Origin of the sequence: Microbacterium luteolum (genome assembly GCF_039533965.1) — a bacterium.
GTDB classification, from domain to species: domain Bacteria; phylum Actinomycetota; class Actinomycetes; order Actinomycetales; family Microbacteriaceae; genus Microbacterium; species Microbacterium luteolum.
Genome location: NZ_BAAAUN010000001.1, coordinates 169,534 through 188,450, shown reverse-complemented (window position 1 = coordinate 188,450; position 18,917 = coordinate 169,534). Strand labels below are relative to the sequence as shown.

Sequence of the window (18,917 nt, the reverse complement as noted above, 5' to 3'; positions counted from 1 at the left end):
GAACAAATTCGGCTGAGATGTTTCCTGTTCGAAACAATTCAGAGGTACGCTCCTGGCATGATGGCAAGCATGGAGAACACGTCACCGCCGGAGAACGGCGTCGTCCTCGACGTCCGCGGGCTCACAGTCACGCTGTCCACGGACGGGCGTCCGAACCGTGTCGTCGACGACATCGACATCACGGTGCGCAAAGGCGAGGTCTTCGCCCTGCTCGGCGAGTCCGGGTCCGGCAAGTCCATGACGGCCCGCGCGATCATGGGCCTGATCGACAACGGTGACGTCGAGGCGACGAGCATGACGCTCGGCTCCACCGACCTGCTCGCCCTCTCCCCCGAGCAGCACCGCCGTCTGCGTGGCGTCAAAGTCAGTCTCGTGATGCAGGATGCACTCTCCGCCCTGAATCCGGTGGTCAGCATCGGCGATCAGATCGTCGACCTCATCCGCGCCCACCGGCCAGACAGCCGGCGCGCAGCTCTGGCGCGCGCCGTCGAGCTCCTGACGCTCGTCGGGATCCCCACCCCGGAGAAGCGCGTGCATGATTACGCGCATCAGTTCTCGGGCGGCCAGCGTCAGCGCATCCTCATCGCGATGGCGATCGCACTCGAACCCGACCTCATCATCGCCGACGAGCCGACGACGGCGCTCGACGTCACTGTCCAGGCGCAGATCCTCGACCTGCTGCTCTCGCTGCGCGATCGACTCGGCATGGGCATGTTGCTCATCACCCACGACCTCGGCGTCGTGATGGAGGTCGCTGATCATGTCGCCGTCATGCGCACGGGGCGCATCGTCGAAGCAGGCAGAGCCGACGATGTCCTCACCCGACCCCAGCATCCGTACACCCTGCAGCTGCTGAACGCCGTGCCGCAGGACGTGAGTGCTGCTGTCGAGGACGACGGCTCCACCCCGATCCTCGACGGCCGCGGCCTCGAGCGCACCTTCCGCTCCGGCAGCGGGCGTCGCGCGCACCGCGTGGCTGCCGTGGCCGGCGTCGACCTCCAGTTGCGCAGCGGCGAGATCCTCGCGATCGTCGGAGAGTCCGGGAGCGGCAAGTCGACCCTGGCGCGCATGCTGGTCGGCCTGGACTCCCCCGACGCCGGCACCCTGCGCTACCGCGACGAGGACGTGACGCGAGGACGGCTGCGCGATCGCAGGATCCTCCGTCGCGGCGTGCAGATGGTCTTCCAAGACCCGTACATGTCGCTGAATCCGAGGATGACCGTCCAGCAGATCATCGCCGAGCCTCTCGCCGCCACACGGACCGGGAGTCCGTCCAGCCGGCGCGACCGCGTCGCAGAGCTGCTCGAACTCGTGGGACTCACCCCGGAGATGGCCTCGCGCTTCCCCCATCAGTTCTCCGGCGGTCAGCGCCAGCGCATCGGCATCGCCCGTGCTCTCGCCCTCGACCCCGACGTGCTGGTGTGCGACGAGCCGGTCTCCGCGCTCGATGTGTCGATCCGCGCGCAGATCATCGACCTGCTCTGCGATCTGCGGGAGCGCCTCGGGATGTCCATCGTCTTCATCGCGCACGATCTCTCGCTCGTGCGGCACATCGCCGACCGCGTCGCCGTGATGTATCTGGGCCACATGGTCGAGATCGGCGCCACGGAAGAGGTCTACCGGAATCCCACGCATCCGTACACGCGGTCGCTGCTTTCGGCGATCCCTCCGCAGACGCGCGCAGAGCGCGGGATGCTGTCGCGGAGGACGCGCCTGACGGCGTGACCCGGCTCAGACGCCGGGGCGCACCGTCAGATCCGTGATCTGCGCATCACGCGGCAGATCGAGCGCCGTGAGGATGGTCGTCGCGACGGCATCCGCGCTGATGAAACGCTCGGGCACGTAATCGCTGCCCTCCTGCTGATGCACGCGTTCCTGCATCGGCGTGGCCGTGCGTCCGGGGAAGATCGAGGTGACGCGCACACCGTGCTCGGCTTCTTCCGCCCGCAGGGCGTCGGCCAGCGCCTTGAGCCCGTGCTTCGAGGCGGCGTAGGCCGACCACCCGGCGTGTGCATGCAGACCGGCGCCCGAGTTGACGAACACCACCTGTCCGCGTGACACGCGCAGCACCGGGAGGAGGAGCCGCGTGAGCTCGGCAGGTGCGACGAGGTTCACTGCCAGCTGCTGCTCCCACAGCGCCGGCGGAAGGTCGGCCACCGTGCCGAGGTCGACGACACCCGCCACGTGCAGGACAGAGTCGATGCGCTCCGGCAGGTTCTGCTTCGAGAGCGCCCAGGAGATGCGGCCAGGATTCGCGAGGTCCGCCACCAGCGTCGAGACACCGGGAAGCTCTGCCACGATCTCACGGGCGCGACCGAGGTCTCTCGCGACCGCGACGACCTGGTCTCCGCGATCGAGCAGCCGGCGGGCGAGGACAGCGCCGATGCCGGAGCCCGCACCGGTGATCAGGTGCGTCTGCACGTCAGGGACGATCCGCAGCCGGCTCGGCGACGTCGATCGGGACGACGGGGCAGTCCTTCCAGAGGCGCTCGAGGCCGTAGTAGACCCGCTCCTCCTGGTGGAAGACGTGAACGATCAGGTCGCCGAAGTCGAGGAGAACCCAGCGTGCCTCCGCACGACCCTCTCGGCGGACGCGCTTATGGCCCGATTCGATCAGCCGGTCCTCGATCTCATCGGCGATCGCGGCGACGTTGCGCTCGCTGTTCCCGGTGACGAGAAGGAAGATGTCGACGAGCGGCAGCGGCTCCGACACGTTGAGCGCGACGAGGTCCTCACCACCCTTGTCGATGGCGGCTTGTGCGGCGAGACTCAGCATCTCTTCGGCGGTTTCAGGTGATTGCATCAGAACACATTCGTTGAGAAGGCGACGATGACGGCGGTTCCCACCGCGAGGGCGAGACCTCCGGCGACGATGGCCAGGATGAGCAAGAGTCGGTTGCCCTTTTCGGGAGCCGGCGGGCGGATGACCTCGCCGGCGGGCTTGATGGTGCTGACCGCGGAGCTCGCGGCGATCGGAGTCGGAGATGATGCCGGCGGCAGCTCGCCGTCGATGAGCACTGCGTCGACGTCCTTGCCGTCGGTGGTCCCGTGCGCGTGGCCCTGCGAGCCGAGGCCCTTCGGGAGCTCGTATGACCCGGTCACCAGGATCTCACCCGTCGAGGCGACGGGACCGGAGAGCGATCCCTCCCCCGGCGACGGGGTGAAGATCAGCGCGTTCGGTGCGGAGTGCTGCGAACCGGTGGAGTCGCCCACCGTGAGCAGCTCGTCGAACGAGGGGCGGAACGGTGCATGCACGTCGGGAGCATCCGCCAGCACGCCCTCGCCGAAAGCGGGGTTGACGGTCGGGCGAGGATCCGCGGCGACGTCATCGTCATCGGCGTCCTCGACATCGGCGAGCACATCGTCGGTCGTGGGGTCGCTGCTGTCCGCTGAGAGGCCGAGGACGGCGGCCACGTCGTCCTGCCGGTCGGCGTCCGCCGGTTCCTCGATGACCTCGAGCGGTACGGCCCCCACGGAATCGGACGCCTCGGAGGCCCGGACCGGCTCGACGACGATCTCGTCGTCGATGTCATCGTCGTCGCCCGCCGTGTCGGCCGGGGCGGGAGCGGAGAAGTCGGGGACGCCGGAGACGATGCCCGACGACGCCGGCGCCGGGGTCGGCATGGCGAATTCTGGGGCCTGCGGCTCGACCGTCTCAGGAGCGCTGACTTCCGGCTCGACGACCTCAGCTTCGACAGCTTCAGGCTCGACGACCTCAGGCTCGATGACCTCGGGCGTCGCGGGCGCCTGATCCTGGACAGGGGCATGCTCTTCGCCCACGGGAACAGCACCGGTCTTGATCCGCTCCTGCTCGCGGACCTGGCGACGCGTCAGCGGGACGCCCGCATCATCGACAGCGTCGGGGGCGGGAGGGATCTCCACCGGCTCCGAGGCGCGGGGCAGGGGCGGCGCGGGCGGGGCCGTCTCGGCCGCTGCCGCCGCCTCTTCCGGGGTGATCACGGGCGTGGAACCCGTCAGGCGGATCTCCCGCAGCTGCTTGCGCGTCAGCGGACCGTGATCCTGCTGATCCGAAGTACTCATGCCTTGCTCCGATACAGATGATGCTTCGCGATGTACTGAACGACTCCGTCGGGGACCAGGTACCAGACCGGCTGATCGTCGCGAACGCGTTCACGGCAGACCGTCGATGAGATCGACAGTGCCGGTACCTCCAGTTGGCTGACGTTGTCGCTCGGGAGGCCGTCGGTGCTCAGGACGTGTCCTGGGCGAGAGACCGCGACGAAGTGGGCCAACTCCCACAACTCATCATGGTCCCTCCAACTGAGAATTTGCGCTACGGCATCCGCTCCGGTGATGAAGAACAGCTCCGCATCGGGCCGATCGCGCTTCAGATCGCGGAGCGTGTCGATCGTGTAGGTCGGTCCCTCACGATTGATGTCGACCCTGCTGACCGTGAACTGCGGGTTGGATGCCGTGGCGATCACCGTCATCAGATAGCGGTGCTCGCTGGGGGTGACGTCGGACTTCTGCCACGGATGGCCGGTCGGGACGAACACCACCTCGTCGAGATCGAAGGAGTGCGCGACCTCGCTCGCGGCGACCAGGTGGCCATGATGGATGGGGTCGAACGTTCCGCCCATCACGCCGATGCGCGGGGTGCGCGTGGTCGCAGCAGCATTCATGAAGGGCCTAGTGGCCGTGTCCTGCCTCGTGTCCGTCCTTGCCGTGCTTCGCGGCCCAGGCCTCAGCCTTCGCGGAATGACGGTTGGCGACGTTCTTGTACGACAGGGTCACCAGAGCCAGGAAGGCGAAGACGATGATGGCGATGACCCCGAAGATCAGCGTCTCGAGCTGGACGTTGCCGTGATGCTCTGTTTCGGCGGCGGCCATCGCGATCTGTGCGACGAGGTTCATCGTGACTCCGTTTCGTGGCGTGCTCTTCGGGATCCTGAGCGGGACAGCGTCCCCCAGTCTAGCCCTCAGCCGCGGGTCTGACCCGATCCACGCGCGAGCCACTTCGTGCTGGTCAGCTCGGAGAGCCCCATCGGGCCGCGAGCGTGCAGCTTCTGCGTCGAGATGCCGACCTCCGCACCGAATCCGAACTCGCCTCCGTCGGTGAAACGGGTCGAGGCGTTGGCCATCACCACGGCGGAGTCGACCTCCGCGAGGAACCGCTCCGCGTTACGCGCATCCGTCGTGACGATCGACTCGGTGTGGCCCGTGCTGTAGCGGCGGATGTGATCGAGGGCCTCATCGAGCGAATCGACGACCTTCATCGCGATGTCGAGGCTCAGGTACTCCGTCGCCCAGTCCTCCTCGGTGGCGGGGATCACATTCGAGACGAGACCGGCGACGATATCGTCGCCGTGGATCGCGACGCCTTCGCTCTGCAGCGCGCTGGCGACCAGCGGGATGAGCCGCGGGGCCGCCTGCCGGTGCACGAGGACCGTCTCCACCGCGTTGCACACGCTCGGACGCTGCACCTTGGCGTTCACGACGATGTCGCGCGCCCAGTCGTCGGGCGCGGTCTCGTCGAGCAGGATGTGGACGTTGCCCGCTCCGGTCTCGATCACCGGGACCGTCGACTCGGTGACCACGGTCTCGATCAGCCCGGCGCTTCCGCGCGGGACGAGGACATCGATGTAGCCACGGCCGTTCATGAGCGCCTTCGCGCCGTCGCGACCGAAGTCGTCGACGGTCTGGATCGCCTCGGCGGTGACTCCCGCGCCCTCGAGTGCGTCGCGCATGACCTCGACCAGCACCGTGTTGGACTCGCGCGCGGCGCTCCCGCCGCGCAGCACGACCGCGTTGCCCGACCGCAGCGCCAGAGCCGCGATGTCGACCGTCACGTTGGGACGGGCCTCGTAGATCGCTCCGACCACGCCGAACGGCACGCGCACCTGCTCCAGAGCCACACCGTTCGGCATGCGGTGCCCGCCCACGACACGGCCGACCGGATCCGGAAGGGAGGACACCTGACGCACCGCAGCGGCGAGAGCCGCGACGCGCTTCTCATCGAGCCGCAGACGGTCGATGAGCGACTCGCCGATGCCGTCCTCGCGCCCGCGTGCGATGTCGCGTGCGTTCGCCTCGATGATGCGGGCACTGTTCTGCTCGAGAGCCACGGCGATCGCCTCGAGAGCGCGCACCTTGTCGTCGCTGGTGAGGGCTGCGGTGGCGCGAGACGCCTCTTTGGCGCGCTCCAGGCGCACCTGCGGGGTCTGGTCGGTCATCCGCCCAGTTTAGGAGATGGCCGGTTCGAACCAGGTCCCTATTTCAGCGCCGGCGAGGGCCTTGTCGACGAGGTCGGCGCTGGTCACCAGGACGCCGATGCCGGATGCCGCGGCAAGGCGTGCGGCGGAGACCTTGGTCGCCGCTCCCCCGGTCCCGACGCTGTTCACGACCGTCGCGCCGAACTCGAGCCCGGTGAGGTCGGCATCCGGTGCGACGATGTCGATCGGCTCCGCTCCGGGATCGGACGGGGGCTTCGTGTAGAGCGACTCGATGTCGCTCAGCAGGATGAGGGCGTCCGCCTCGATCAGCTGGGCGACGAGGGCACCGAGCCGATCGTTGTCACCGAAGCGGATCTCCTGCGTCGCCACGGTGTCGTTCTCGTTGACGATCGGCAGGATGCGCAGGCCGAGCAGACGCTCCATCGCGCGGCGGGCGTTCGAGCGCGACGTCGGGTTCTCCAGGTCGCCCGTGGTGAGCAGCACCTGTCCCGCGACGATGTCGAAGGGACGCAGCGACTCCTGGTACCGGTACACGAGGATGTTCTGCCCGACCGCGGCCGCGGCCTGCTGCGTCGCCAGATCCGTCGGACGAGCATCGAGGCGCAGGAAGGGGATGCCGGTGGCGATCGCACCCGACGAGACCAGCACGACCTCCGCGCCGCGAGCGTGTGCGGCGGCGAGGGCCTCGACCAGCACGGGGATCCGCCAGGAGGACTCGCCGCTGACCGACGAGGATCCCACCTTCACGACGATGCGAGACGCCGTCGCGAGGTCGGCGCGGGTGCGTGCGGTCACTCGCCGTCCTCGCGGTAAGCCGCGAGGCGCTGAGCCTCCACCTCCGCACGAGCAGCGGCCTTGGCATCCATGCGCTCGTAGTACGTGGCGCGACGTTCCGTCGTCGTGCGACGCTCGTTCGGCGCGAGACGCGGGTCGGTTCCTCGGGGCGCGGCCATCAGCTCGGCGGCGGAGTTCATCGTCGGCTCCCAGTCGAACACGATGCTGTCGCCCTCGCCGATCACGACGGTCGATCCCTGCACGGCGCCGACGCGGAAGAGCTCAAGCTCGACGCCCAGCTTGTCGAGGCGATCGGCCAGGTATCCGACGGCCTCTTCGTTCTGGAAGTCGGTCTGCTGCACCCAGCGCACCGGCTTGTCGCCGAGGACGCGGTAGATGTTGCCGTACGTGCCGCCCTCGACCCGGATCGAGAAGTCCTTCTTCGACCCGCGCGGGCGGATGACGACCCGCTCCTTCGGAGTCGCGATGACAGCCTCGGCCTTGTGCTTCTCGACCAGCTCGCCGAGAGCCAGGGTGAGCGGGCGGAGTCCTTCGTGCGAGACCGTGGAGATCTCGAACACGCGGAATCCGCGTGCCTCGAGGTCGGGGCGGACCATCTCGGCGAGGTCGCGCGCCTCGGGCACGTCGATCTTGTTCAGGGCGATGATCTGCGGACGCTCGAGCAGAGGCGTCTGTCCCTCGGGCACCTCGTACGCGGCGAGCTCGGCGAGGATGATGTCGAGGTCGGAGATCGGGTCGCGGCCGGGCTCGAGCGTGGCGCAGTCGAGCACGTGCAGCAGCGCGGTGCAGCGCTCGACGTGGCGCAGGAACTCCAGACCCAGTCCGCGTCCCTCGCTCGCGCCTTCGATGAGGCCGGGGACGTCGGCGACCGTGTAGCGGAAGTTCTCCGACTGCACGACGCCGAGGTTCGGGTGCAACGTGGTGAACGGGTAGTCGGCGATCTTGGGCCGGGCGGCCGAGATGGCACCGATCAGGCTCGACTTGCCGGCGGACGGGTAGCCCACCAGAGCGATGTCGGCGACGGTCTTCAACTCGAGGACGACATCGCCCTCGTACCCGGGAGTGCCGAGGAGCGCGAACCCGGGCGCCTTGCGCTTCGTCGTAGCGAGGGCCGCGTTCCCGAGACCGCCCTGACCGCCGGCGGCGACGACGAAGCGCTCCCCCGGCTCGACCATGTCGATCAGGACCTCGCCGGCGGTGTTCTTCACGACGGTGCCGACGGGGACCGGGAGCTCGAGCGTCTCGCCCAGGAATCCGGAGCGGTGATCGCCCATGCCGGGTCCGCCGTTGCCCGAGCTGCGATGGGGCGAGTGGTGGTACGACAGCAGGGTGCCGGTCTGCGGGTCGGCGACCAGCACGACGTCGCCGCCGTCACCGCCGTTCCCGCCGTCCGGACCTCCGAGAGGCTTGAACTTCTCGCGGTGCACCGAGACACAGCCGTTGCCGCCCTTGCCCGCACGCAGGTGCAGTGTCACGGTGTCGACGAACGTGACCATGTCTCGATCTCCTCCTGTTTGGTTCTGTGCCGCCCGCCGAAGTCCCGGCGGGCAGATACACGGACGGGGCGAGCCGAAGCCCGCCCCGTCCGGATGACTAGTGTCGCGCTGTGATCACTCAGCAGCGGCGACGATGTTGACGACCTTGCGGCCGCCCTTCGCGCCGAACTGGACCGCACCGGCGGCCAGAGCGAACAGCGTGTCGTCGCCACCACGGCCGACGTTGACGCCGGGGTGGAAGTGCGTGCCGCGCTGGCGGACGATGATCTCGCCGGCGAGGACCTGCTGACCGCCGAAGCGCTTCACGCCGAGGCGCTGAGCGTTGGAGTCACGACCGTTACGGGTGGAGCTTGCGCCCTTTTTATGTGCCATGTCCTAGTCCCCTCTGGCTTACTTGATGCCGGTGATCTTGACGCGCGTGAGCTCCTGGCGGTGGCCCTGACGCTTCTTGTAACCGGTCTTGTTCTTGTACTTCTGGATGATGATCTTCGGGCCGCGGAGGTTGCCGATGACCTCGGCGGTGACCTTGACCTTCGCCAGCTTGTCAGCGTCGGTGGTCACCGTGGCGCCGTCGACGAGCAGCACAGCGGCAAGCTCGATCTTCTCGCCCTGGGCAGCCTTGACACGGTCGAGCTGAACGATCGTGCCGACCTCGACCTTCTCCTGCCGCCCACCGGCGCGCACTACTGCGTAAACCACTTCATACCTGTTTCGTTGGGGAGCACGCGGCTCCGAGAATCTCACGGGAAGACTGTTGCTTGCATGCGTCGCAGGACGACGAGTGCGAAAGCAAGGCTCTCCGCTCCGACCGACGAGGACGGGACGGCATACGCACCAAGGGACTACTTTACCGGATGCGGGACGGTGTCGCAAAGCGAGCCGGGTGGCGTGTCCGAGTCATAGGCTTGCGGGATGACCGTACTCGTCGACGACCCGCTCTGGCCTGCGCACGGACGCCTGTGGGCGCACCTGGTCAGCGATGCGGATCTCGACGAGCTGCACGCCTTCGCGAAGGCGCACGACGTGCCCGCACGCGCGTTCGACCTGGACCATTACGACGTTCCCGCCGACCTGGTCCCCCGGCTCATCGCCGGGGGTGCCGAGCACGTCGAGGGAAAAGAGCTGGTGCGACGACTGATCGCCTCAGGACTCCGAGTCCGCGGCCGCGACCGGCGCCGCTGACGAGTCGTTGTTGACCGACACCGGGGTACCGGTGAGCGCGGCGGTGCTGACGCGACGACGTCCTCGGCCCTGACCGGGAGCCTTGGGCTCCGGCAGCGCGTCGAGAACCGAGTCGAGCAGCGCTTCCGCTGGCGACTTGGGCGCCTTGCGGTCGGAGCCGCGCTTCTTCCTGGGCTTCTTGGCGCGCTCGGGAGCAGCGCCCTGCGCAGCCTCGGCGGACCCGGCATCCGCGGCGATCTCGACCGGCTCGAGGCTCGGTGCGAGGGTCGACGCGGCGATCTGCGCGAGCGCGGACTTGGCCCCCTCGGGGATGCTGTGCGTGACGTTCGGCGCCGGCGGAGCGCTCTGGCTCTGGCTGTTGCCCCCACCGCGCTGGCGACGGTTGCCCTGGCTGTTGCCGTTCCCGTTCCCGTTGCTGCGGTCGTTGCCGTTGGAGCGGTGCTTGACCACGGGGTCGTGGTGCACGATGACACCGCGGCCCGCGCAGACCTCGCATGCCTCGCTGAACGTCTCCAGCAGGCCGAGCCCGAGCTTCTTACGGGTCATCTGCACGAGTCCGAGCGAGGTGACCTCGGCGACCTGGTGCTTCGTCCGGTCGCGGCTGAGGCACTCGATCAGGCGGCGCAGCACGAGGTCGCGGTTGGACTCGAGGACCATGTCGATGAAGTCGACGACGATGATGCCGCCGATGTCGCGCAGACGCAGCTGGCGGACGATCTCCTCGGCGGCCTCGAGGTTGTTCTTGGTGACCGTCTCCTCGAGGTTTCCTCCCGAGCCGACGAACTTGCCGGTGTTGACGTCGACGACGGTCATGGCCTCGGTGCGGTCGATCACGAGCGAGCCGCCGGAGGGCAGCCAGACCTTGCGGTCCAGCGCCTTCTCGATCTGCTCCGTGATGCGGAACGCGTCGAAGGGGTCGGTCTCATCCTCGTAGGCCTCGACCCGCTCGAGCAGGTCGGGGGCGACGCTCTCGAGGTAGGCGCGGATGGTCTGCTGCGACTCGTCGCCCTGGATGAGCATCTTCGTGAAGTCCTCGTTGAAGACGTCGCGGACGATCTTGACGAGCAGGTCGGGCTCGGCGTGCAGGAGGGCGGGCGCCTGCTGGTTCTCGACCTGCTTGCGGATGTGCTCCCACTGCGCGGTGAGACGCTGCACGTCGCGCGTGAGCTGGTCCTCGGTGGCCCCCTCGGCCGCGGTGCGGACGATCACGCCGGAGGACTCCGGCAGCACCTCCTTGAGGATGCGCTTGAGACGGGCGCGCTCGTTGTCGGGCAGCTTGCGGCTGATGCCGTTCATCGACCCGCCCGGCACGTACACGAGGTAGCGCCCGGGAAGCGAGATCTGGCTGGTGAGGCGAGCACCCTTGTGGCCGATCGGGTCCTTGGTGACCTGCACCAGCACGCGATCGCCCGGCTTGAGGGCGAGCTCGATGCGACGCGGCTGGTTGCCGGTCTCGACGCCGTCCCAGTCGACCTCGCCGGAGTACAGCACCGCGTTGCGGCCACGGCCGATGTCGACGAACGCGGCTTCCATGCTGGGAAGAACGTTCTGCACGCGGCCGAGGTACACGTTGCCGATCAGCGACGCATCCTGGTTGCGGGCGACGTAGTGCTCGACGAGGACGCCGTCCTCGAGGACGCCGATCTGCGTGCGCCCGTTCTTGGCGCGGACGACCATCTTGCGATCGACCGACTCGCGCCGGGCGAGGAACTCGGCCTCGGTCACCACCGGGCGACGACGACCGGCGTCGCGCCCGTCGCGACGGCGCTGCTTCTTCGCCTCGAGGCGGGTGGAGCCCTTGATGGCCTTCGGCTCGGTGATGTACTCGACGACGCGCTGACGCTGACGAGGCTCGTCCCGCTGCTCGCGCTGGTCGTCTCCGTCGGACCCGCCACGGCGACGACGGCCGCGACGTGCGGATGCCGGCTCGTCCTGGTCGCGGTCGGCGATGCGGTCGAAGATGCGCTCGCTGCGCTCGGGCCGCTCGTTGCGGGCCGGGAGCGGAATGACCTCGGGTGCGTAGAAGTGCAACTGGGTGGAGACCTGGGAGACGAACACCTCGGGCAGCAGGCCCAGCGACACCGCGGTGACAGGAGCAGGAGCCTCGGGCTCCTTCGTCGCGGACTCGTCCGTCTGCTCGGACTCGTCGGTCGACTCCGGCTCGGCCGACGGCGCCGCGTCATCCGCAGGCGTCACGTCGGACTCGATCTCGAGGCTGGAGGCGACCAGCGCCTCGGCGATGACCTCGGCGTCGCCTTCCGGCGCCTCGACGGCATCCGCTTCGTCGGTGACCGGCGTCGCGTCGGCGACCGACGTCTCCTCGACGCCCGGAGCGGATGCTCCCGCGTCGCCCGCGTCCGCGGCGATCTCTGCCTCCGCGAGCGCGACGGCGACCGCTTCGGAATCGATGATCGGGGCGTCGGCGTCAGGCGCCGTCGGCTCCGTCAGCGACTCCGCGGCGTCAGCCGAGGTGTCGAGGGTAGGGACGTTGTTGTCATTGTTCTCATCGGCCATCTCTGGCTTGCTCCCTGCGCGGTGCACCAGGTGCTCCGCGAAATCTCATGCGGCACCCGCGGGTGCCGCGAACTCAATCGGTGTGCGACCGGCTCATGGCTCTGATCGCGTGGGGCATGGGGCCCCGAAGTCTGCGGCGATGCGCGTAACGGCGGCGCCGTCCATCACATCACAGGCCATTATCGCACCAAGTCGCACGGAATACGGCATCCCGCGTCCGAGTCCCCTGTTTTCACCGGCCTGTTCTCCCCGCATCCATAGGCGTCGCTGGGATAATCCCGATATGAGCGAGCAGCGCACCCGCCCCGTGGTCTATGCCGTCTGGCTGATCATCGCCGGCATCGTCGGGTGGTTCGCCGCCTTCCAGTTGACGATCGAGAAGTTCGCCCTGCTGGAGAATCCCGAGGCGGCGCTGGCGTGCGATGTGAGCCCGTTCATCCAGTGCAGCAAGAACCTGGAGTCCTGGCAGGGCGAGGTCTTCGGCTTCCCGAACCCGCTGCTGGGCCTCACCGGCTGGATGGCACCCATCGTCATCGGTGTCGCTCTCCTCGCCGGAGCGCGCTTCCCGCGCTGGTTCTGGGCGGCCTTCGGCGCAGGGATCACCTTCGCCTTCGGGTTCGTGTGCTGGCTGATCGGCCAGAGCCTCTACGACCTCTTCGTCCTCTGCCCGTGGTGCATGGTGACCTGGGCCGTGACGATCCCGACTTTTTTCGCGACGATGCTGCACCTCACGCGAAACGGCACGTTCACCCGCAGCGAGAAGGTGCGCGCGCGTGCGGAGAAGCTCCTGCCCTGGGTTCCGCTGGCCACGATCCTCGCGTACGCGCTGATCATCCTCCTCGCCCAGCTCCAGGGCCTCGACTTCCTCGGCGAGATGGCGAAGCTGCTGTTCTGAGCCTGAGCCCTCGCACGAAGAAGCCCGTCCACCTCACGGTGGACGGGCTTCTCGGTGTCTGGGCTCAGTCGAACCAGATGTCGAGTTCGCGCGCGGCCGACTCGGGGCTGTCGGAGCCGTGCACGAGGTTCTGCTGCACCTTGAGGCCCCAATCGCGGCCGAAGTCGCCCCGGATCGTGCCGGGTGCAGCCGTGGTCGGGTCGGTGGTGCCGGCGAGCGAGCGGAAGCCCTCGATCACGCGGTTGCCCGCGAGACGGATGGCGACCGACGGGCCCGAGAGCATGAACTCGAGCAGCGGCTCGTAGAACGGCTTGCCCTCGTGCTCGGCGTAGTGCGCGGCGAGGAGGTCGCGATCAGGCTCCACGAGGCGGATGTCGACGAGCGCGTAGCCCTTCGCCTCGATGCGAGCCAGGATCGCTCCGGTGAGGCCGCGGGCGACGCCGTCGGGCTTGACGAGGACGAGTGTTTCTTCGGTGGCCATGTCATTCACTCTCTGTCTGAGTCTCGGTCGAGGGCTCGGCGGGACGTCGTGCGTCCAAGCGGGCCCCCATGATCGTCGCATACGCCCACATGCCGCCGAAAATCAGGACGACGAGCAGGATGGCCGGTTCGAGGAACGCCGCCAGGGCGATGACGAGTTGGATGACCCAGCCGGCCGCGACCGCCCACGGCTTCGTGATCATGCCGGCGACCGCGATGCAGGCGAGACCGACGACCGCGCCGGCGACGATCGCCCACCACGGCTCGATGCCGGCCGGCAGCGCCTTCAGGCCGAAGATCGTGAGCCCGGCGAGGAACACCACGATCGCCTCGAACCCCAGCACGATCGGCGCGAGCTTCTGCACGAGGGTGCGGGGCGGGCGAGGCCTGCGAGCCGGTGTCGCCTCCGCGCTCACGCGCGCCACCCCGACTTCCAGTCCTCCTCCTCGGCGAGGGCGATCGCCTCGCCGGCCAGCACGACGGAGCCGGCGATGACCACCGCGCGGCGGTCGGACGAGGCCGCCCATTCGCGCGCGGCATCGGCGGCGTCGGCCAGGGAGTGGTGCACGGTGGCGCGGTGACCCGCCTGCTCGACAAGGTCGGCGATGGTGTCCGCGTCGCTCGCCCGGTCGGAATCCGGCGCCGTGGCAAACACGTGCGCCGCCGCGGGAGCGAGCTGGGCGATGATCCCGGCGGCATCCTTGTCCGAGAGCACGCCGAGCACGACGCCCCACTCGTCGAAGTCGAAGCTGTCGTCTAGCGCCTGCGCGAGCGCCTTCGCGCCATGCGGGTTGTGCGCGGCATCGACCACGACGGTCGGAGCGATGCCGAGCAGCTGCAGGCGTCCGGGGGAAGTGGCGCCCTGCAGGCCGTCGGTGACGATCTCGCCCGCGATGCGCTGCGAGCCGCCGCCGATGAGCGACTCGACCGCCGCGACGGCGAGAGCGGCATTGTGGCCCTGATGCGCGCCGTACAGCGGCAGGTACTCCTCGACGTACTCCCCCGCCAGACCGCGGATCGAGAGCAGCTGCCCTCCGACGGCGAGCTTCTGGTCGACGAGGCCGAACTCCTCGCCCTCGAACGCGATCGTCGCGTGACGCTCGGCGGCGACGCGGCGCAGCACCTCGGCGGCTTCCGGCGGCTGCTGCGCCGACACCACGGCGGCGCCCTCCTTGATGATGCCGGCCTTGACCTGGGCGATCTCGGCGATCGTGCTGCCGAGCCGGTCCGCGTGGTCGATGTCGATCGGAGCGAAGACCGCGACGTCACCGTCGGCGGTGTTCGTCGAGTCCCACTCGCCGCCCATGCCCACTTCGAGCACGAGCACGTCGATGGGGGCATCCGCCGCAGCCACGAAGGCCAGCACCGTGAGCAGCTCGAAGAACGTCAGCGGGGCGTCGCCCGCGGTCTCGAGCTCTGCGTCGACGATGTCGACGAAAGGCTCGATCTCGTCCCAGGCATCCGCGACGGCGCCGTCATCGATCGGCTCGCCGTCGATCATGATCCGCTCGGTGAAGCGCTCCAGATGCGGACTCGTGAAGAGTCCGGTGCGCAGGTCGTGCGCCCGCAGAAGGCTCTCGATCATGCGGGCGGTCGAGGTCTTGCCGTTCGTGCCGGTGATGTGCACGACCCGGTAGGTGCGCTGCGGGTCGTCGAGGAACGCGAGGATCCGCGCGGTGCGCTCCTTGCGCGGCTGCACCCAGCGCTCCCCCGCACGGCTCAGCAACGCCTCGTAGACCGCGTCGGCCCGTTCCCGATCGCTCATGATGCCGCCTTTCCGCTGACGACCGCCGTGGCGTCGATCGTCACGATGATCGGTGCCTTCGTGGCGCCCAGAGCGCGGGCACCGGAGCGGAAGACCCCGTCGCCCGGGTTGGTCACGTCATCGACCAGCGAGTCCATCTCGTCGGTCGGCTGCACCGCGAACGCCACCGCGAGCGTCTCGGCGGCGATCAGCTGTGCGTGCTCCTCGAGCGCCGCCGCATGCTCCGGCGCGGCGTTGAGCGCGAGAACGATGCGGTCGCTCACATCGAGCCCGGCATTCTTGCGCGCCTCCTGCACGACGCGGATCGCGTCTCTGGCGAGGCCCTCGGCCTCGAGCTGCGGCGTGGTCTGCGTGTCGAGCAGCACGAAGCCGCCCGACGGCACGATCGCGAGCGCTTCGCCCTCCGGTCGTCCGGTGGTCTCCAGGGCGAGGTCGTACTCGGCGGGCTCGAGCGCGAGTCCGCCGGCCGTCACGACGCCGTCGACCTGCGCCCAGTCGCCGGCCTTCGCCGCCTTGATCACCGTCTGCACGTTCTTGCCCAGACGGGGGCCGGCGGCGCGGGCGTTCACGCTGAGACGATGCGTGATGCCGTAGTCGGCGGCGGTGCTCTCCGCGAGCGCGACGAGCTCGACCGACTTCACGTTGAGCTCATCGCGGAGGATGTCCTCGAACTGGCCCAGCGACGCGGCCTGCGGCGACACGACCGTGAGGCGGGCGAGCGGCAGGCGCACGCGCAGCTTCTCCTTCTTGCGCAGCGCGTTGCCCACGCTGGAGAGCTCGCGGACGGCATCCATGGCGTCGCGGATATCGTCCGCGGCCGGGAAGGCGGCAGCATCCGGCCAGTCCTGCAGGTGCACGCTGCGACCGCCGGTGAGGCCCTGCCAGACGCGCTCGCTGACCAGCGGCACGAGCGGCGCCGCCACACGCGTGAGCGTCTCCAGCACCGTGTAGAGCGTGTCGAAGGCCTCGCGGCTCTTCGGGTCGTCGGTCACGCCGACCCAGAAACGATCACGCGAACGCCGGATGTACCAGTTCGTCAGGACCTCGGCGAAGTCGCGCAGACGAGCGGATGCCGTCGTCGAGTCGAGTCCTTCGAGATCGGCGCGGACTTCCCGGACCAGGTCGCCCAGGCGGGCCAGGATGTAGCGGTCGAGCACATCCGTGGAATCCGTGCGCCACGAGGCCTCATACCCGTCCGGGCCCGAAGCGTTGGCGTACGTCGCGAAGAAGTACCAGGAGTTCCACAGGGGCAGCAGGAACTCCCGGACGCCGGCGCGGATGCCCTCCTCCGTCACGGCGAGGTTGCCGCCGCGCAGCACCGAGCTCGACATCAGGAACCAGCGCATCGCGTCGGAGCCGTCGCGGTCGAGCACCTCGGACACGTCGGGATAGTTCCGCAGCGACTTCGACATCTTGTAGCCGTCGCTGCCCAGCACGATGCCGTGGCAGCTCACACCGGTGAACGCGGGACGGTCGAAGAGCGCCGTGGACAGCACATGCATGACGTAGAACCAGCCGCGGGTCTGCCCGATGTACTCGACGATGAAGTCGGCAGGCGAGTGCGAGTCGAACCACTCCTGGTTCTCGAACGGGTAGTGCACCTGCGCGTACGGCATCGATCCGGAGTCGAACCACACGTCGAAGACGTCCTCGATGCGGCGCATCGTGCTCTTCCCCGTGGGGTCGTCCGGGTTCGGGCGGGTGAGGTCGTCGATGTAGGGGCGGTGCAGATCGATCTCGCCCTCGGGGTTGCGAGGCAGCGTGCCGAAGTCGCGCTCCAGGTCCTCCAGCGATCCGTAGGCGTCGACGCGCGGGTACTCGGGATCGTCGCTCTTCCAGATCGGGATCGGCGAACCCCAGTAGCGGTTGCGACTGATCGACCAGTCGCGCGCACCCTCGAGCCACTTGCCGAACTGGCCGTGCTTCACGTTCTCCGGCACCCAGGTGATCTGCTCGTTGTTCGCGAGCATGTCGTCCTTGATGTCCGTGACGCGGATGAACCAGCTCGACACGGCCTTGTAGATCAGGGGGTTCCGGCAGCGCCAGCAGTGCGGGTACGAGTGCTCGTAGCTCTGCAGCCGGATGAGGCGTCCGTTGTCGCGGATGATCCGGACGAGCGGCGTGTTCGCCTCCATCCAGAGCTCACCGGCGACGTCGGTCACGTTCGGGAGGAAGCGTCCGCCGTCGTCGAGCGAGAGGATCGTGGGGATGCCTGCGGCCCCGGCCACCCGGAGGTCGTCCTCACCGAAGGCCGGAGCCTGGTGCACGATGCCGGTGCCGTCGGTGGTGGTGACGTAGTCGTCGACGAGGATGCGCCAGGCGTGCTCGGTGCCGTACGTCTCGGCATCCGCGTAGTAGTCGAACAGGCGGTCGTAGGTGACGTCCTGCAGCTCCGCGCCGCGCACGGTCGCGTCGACGGCGGCGAGCGCCTCCTCGGCGCTCTCATAGCCGAGGTCCTTCGCGTAGCCGCCGAGCAGATCGCGCGCGAGCAGGTAGCGGTGGGCGGACGCCTCGATCGCGGCATCCGTCGTTCCCGGCGTCTGATGCACGTCGGCCGCACCGGCCGGGCCCGCGGGGAGCACGACGTAGTCGATGTCGGGACCCACGGCGAGCGCGAGGTTCGTCGGGAGGGTCCAGGGCGTGGTCGTCCACGCCAGGGCGCGCACGCCGGTGAGGCCGAGAGACTCCGCCTTCGCGCCGGTCAGCGGTAACGTGACCGTGACGGACGGGTCCTGACGCATCTGGTACACGTCGTCGTCCATGCGGAGCTCATGGGCGGAGAGCGGCGTCTCGTCGCGCCAGCAGTACGGCAGCACACGGTAGCCCTCGTAGGCGAGGCCCTTGTCGTACAGGGTCTTGAAGGCCCAGAGCACGCTCTCCATGTAGCCGAGGTCGAGCGTCTTGTAACCGCGGTCGAAGTCGACCCAGCGCGCCTGACGGGTGACGTAGTCCTGCCACTCGTGCGTGTAGGCGAGCACCGAGCTCTTCGCCTTCGCGTTGAAGACGTCGATGCCCATGGCCTCGATCTCGCTCTTCTCGGTGATGCCGAGCTGCTTCATCGCCTCGAGCTCGGCGGGAAGCCCGTGGGTGTCCCAGCCGAAGACGCGGTCGACCTTGTGGCCGGTCATGGTCTGGAAGCGCGGGAACACGTCCTTCGCGTACCCGGTGAGCAGGTGACCGTAGTGCGGCAGGCCGTTGGCGAACGGCGGGCCGTCGTAGAACACCCACTCCGGCGAGCCTTCGCGCTGCTCGATCGAGGCACGGAAGGTGTCGTCGGTCTTCCAGAAGTCGAGCACCTCCTCCTCGATCTGCGGGAAGCGAGGGCTCGGCGCGACAGAGGCAGCCTGGTCGGCGGCGGGTCCGAAGGAGGAACGGGGGTAGGTCATCGTGTCTCGCAGTGATCGTCGTGGCGGATGCTCCTGCGAGGACGATCCTCACGGACCGCGGTACCACCTCGCGTGCCTCTGCGACCCTTCGACGAGCTCAGGGACCCAGAAACCACTCTCACTGCGGCTGTGACGGGCCTGCCCCGCTCGGTTCTACTGGGCCCGTCCTCTCGCGAGGTCGGGCTGTTCTTCCGAGAGCTCCCCGGTGAT

At 68.6% G+C, this 18,917-nt stretch carries 18 protein-coding genes; 3 read left to right on the top strand and 15 right to left on the bottom strand.

From position 1 onward, the window contains the following. Positions 1 to 57: 57 nt before the first annotated feature. Complete coding sequence (locus ABD648_RS00930) at positions 58 to 1,725, top strand: dipeptide ABC transporter ATP-binding protein (protein ID WP_282216869.1); 1,668 nt, start codon at positions 58 to 60, stop codon at positions 1,723 to 1,725. A 6-nt stretch (positions 1,726 to 1,731) separates the two neighbouring features. Here the strand turns inward: ABD648_RS00930 and ABD648_RS00925 are convergent, their stop codons facing one another. The 10 genes from ABD648_RS00925 to rplU all read right to left on the bottom strand — a co-directional run bounded on the left by ABD648_RS00925 (position 1,732) and on the right by rplU (position 9,184). Next, a complete protein-coding gene (locus ABD648_RS00925) occupies positions 1,732 to 2,421 on the bottom strand; it encodes an SDR family oxidoreductase (RefSeq protein WP_282216868.1) in 690 nt (229 codons plus the stop codon). A gap of 1 nt (position 2,422) precedes the next feature. After that, positions 2,423 to 2,803 carry a ribosome silencing factor gene (rsfS, locus tag ABD648_RS00920; RefSeq protein WP_282216867.1) on the bottom strand — a complete coding sequence of 127 codons (381 nt, stop codon included), beginning with the start codon at positions 2,801 to 2,803 and terminating at the stop codon, positions 2,423 to 2,425. Then, entirely contained in the window at positions 2,803 to 4,041 is a 1,239-nt protein-coding gene (locus ABD648_RS00915; RefSeq protein ID WP_282216866.1) for a hypothetical protein, read from the bottom strand. The genes rsfS and ABD648_RS00915 overlap by 1 nt, the downstream gene beginning before the upstream one ends. Next, on the bottom strand, positions 4,038 to 4,643 hold the full coding sequence (gene nadD / locus ABD648_RS00910; protein ID WP_282216865.1) for a nicotinate-nucleotide adenylyltransferase: 606 nt from the start codon (positions 4,641 to 4,643) through the stop codon (positions 4,038 to 4,040). The genes ABD648_RS00915 and nadD overlap by 4 nt, the downstream gene beginning before the upstream one ends. Before the next feature lie 7 nt (positions 4,644 to 4,650). After that, entirely contained in the window at positions 4,651 to 4,875 is a 225-nt protein-coding gene (locus tag ABD648_RS00905) for a hypothetical protein (protein WP_136056449.1), read from the bottom strand. A 65-nt stretch (positions 4,876 to 4,940) separates the two neighbouring features. Next, complete coding sequence (locus tag ABD648_RS00900; protein ID WP_282216864.1) at positions 4,941 to 6,194, bottom strand: glutamate-5-semialdehyde dehydrogenase; 1,254 nt, start codon at positions 6,192 to 6,194, stop codon at positions 4,941 to 4,943. A gap of 9 nt (positions 6,195 to 6,203) precedes the next feature. After that, positions 6,204 to 6,989 (bottom strand): glutamate 5-kinase, encoded by a 786-nt coding sequence (gene proB, locus ABD648_RS00895; protein WP_282216863.1) that lies wholly within the window; start codon positions 6,987 to 6,989, stop codon positions 6,204 to 6,206. Beyond that, positions 6,986 to 8,485: a GTPase ObgE gene (gene obgE, locus ABD648_RS00890; protein ID WP_282216862.1), complete on the bottom strand. Its 1,500-nt coding sequence runs from the start codon at positions 8,483 to 8,485 to the stop codon at positions 6,986 to 6,988. Before obgE ends, proB begins: the two co-directional genes overlap by 4 nt. A gap of 114 nt (positions 8,486 to 8,599) precedes the next feature. After that, on the bottom strand, positions 8,600 to 8,857 hold the full coding sequence (gene rpmA / locus ABD648_RS00885; RefSeq protein ID WP_028501603.1) for a 50S ribosomal protein L27: 258 nt from the start codon (positions 8,855 to 8,857) through the stop codon (positions 8,600 to 8,602). 18 nt (positions 8,858 to 8,875) lie between these two features. Beyond that, a complete protein-coding gene (gene rplU / locus ABD648_RS00880; RefSeq protein WP_046012653.1) occupies positions 8,876 to 9,184 on the bottom strand; it encodes a 50S ribosomal protein L21 in 309 nt (102 codons plus the stop codon). A gap of 213 nt (positions 9,185 to 9,397) precedes the next feature. Here rplU and ABD648_RS00875 point away from each other — a divergent pair, with 213 nt between their 5' ends. Then, positions 9,398 to 9,667, top strand: coding sequence for a DUF4031 domain-containing protein (locus ABD648_RS00875; protein WP_282216861.1), 270 nt, complete (start codon positions 9,398 to 9,400; stop codon positions 9,665 to 9,667). Here ABD648_RS00875 and ABD648_RS00870 read toward each other — a convergent pair. Further along, positions 9,629 to 12,181, bottom strand: a complete 2,553-nt coding sequence (locus tag ABD648_RS00870) for an Rne/Rng family ribonuclease (RefSeq protein ID WP_282216860.1) — start codon at positions 12,179 to 12,181, stop codon at positions 9,629 to 9,631. The two genes, ABD648_RS00875 and ABD648_RS00870, sit on opposite strands and share 39 nt — an antisense overlap. A 283-nt stretch (positions 12,182 to 12,464) precedes the next feature. Between ABD648_RS00870 and ABD648_RS00865 the strand changes: the two genes are divergently transcribed. Then, a complete protein-coding gene (locus ABD648_RS00865) occupies positions 12,465 to 13,076 on the top strand; it encodes a vitamin K epoxide reductase family protein (protein ID WP_282216859.1) in 612 nt (203 codons plus the stop codon). A 64-nt stretch (positions 13,077 to 13,140) separates the two neighbouring features. On the opposite strand, the gene ndk is transcribed toward ABD648_RS00865, so the two are convergent. Genes ndk through ileS form a run of 4 tightly spaced genes read right to left on the bottom strand, consistent with a single transcriptional unit; the run spans position 13,141 to position 18,707 of the window. Then, positions 13,141 to 13,557 (bottom strand): nucleoside-diphosphate kinase, encoded by a 417-nt coding sequence (ndk, locus tag ABD648_RS00860; protein WP_096715593.1) that lies wholly within the window; start codon positions 13,555 to 13,557, stop codon positions 13,141 to 13,143. 1 nt (position 13,558) lies between these two features. Next, complete coding sequence (locus ABD648_RS00855; protein WP_282216858.1) at positions 13,559 to 13,972, bottom strand: DUF4233 domain-containing protein; 414 nt, start codon at positions 13,970 to 13,972, stop codon at positions 13,559 to 13,561. Then, positions 13,969 to 15,321: a bifunctional folylpolyglutamate synthase/dihydrofolate synthase gene (locus tag ABD648_RS00850; protein ID WP_282216857.1), complete on the bottom strand. Its 1,353-nt coding sequence runs from the start codon at positions 15,319 to 15,321 to the stop codon at positions 13,969 to 13,971. Before ABD648_RS00850 ends, ABD648_RS00855 begins: the two co-directional genes overlap by 4 nt. Then, complete coding sequence (gene ileS / locus ABD648_RS00845) at positions 15,318 to 18,707, bottom strand: isoleucine--tRNA ligase (RefSeq protein WP_282216856.1); 3,390 nt, start codon at positions 18,705 to 18,707, stop codon at positions 15,318 to 15,320. Before ileS ends, ABD648_RS00850 begins: the two co-directional genes overlap by 4 nt. Between the last annotated feature and the right edge of the window lie 210 nt (positions 18,708 to 18,917).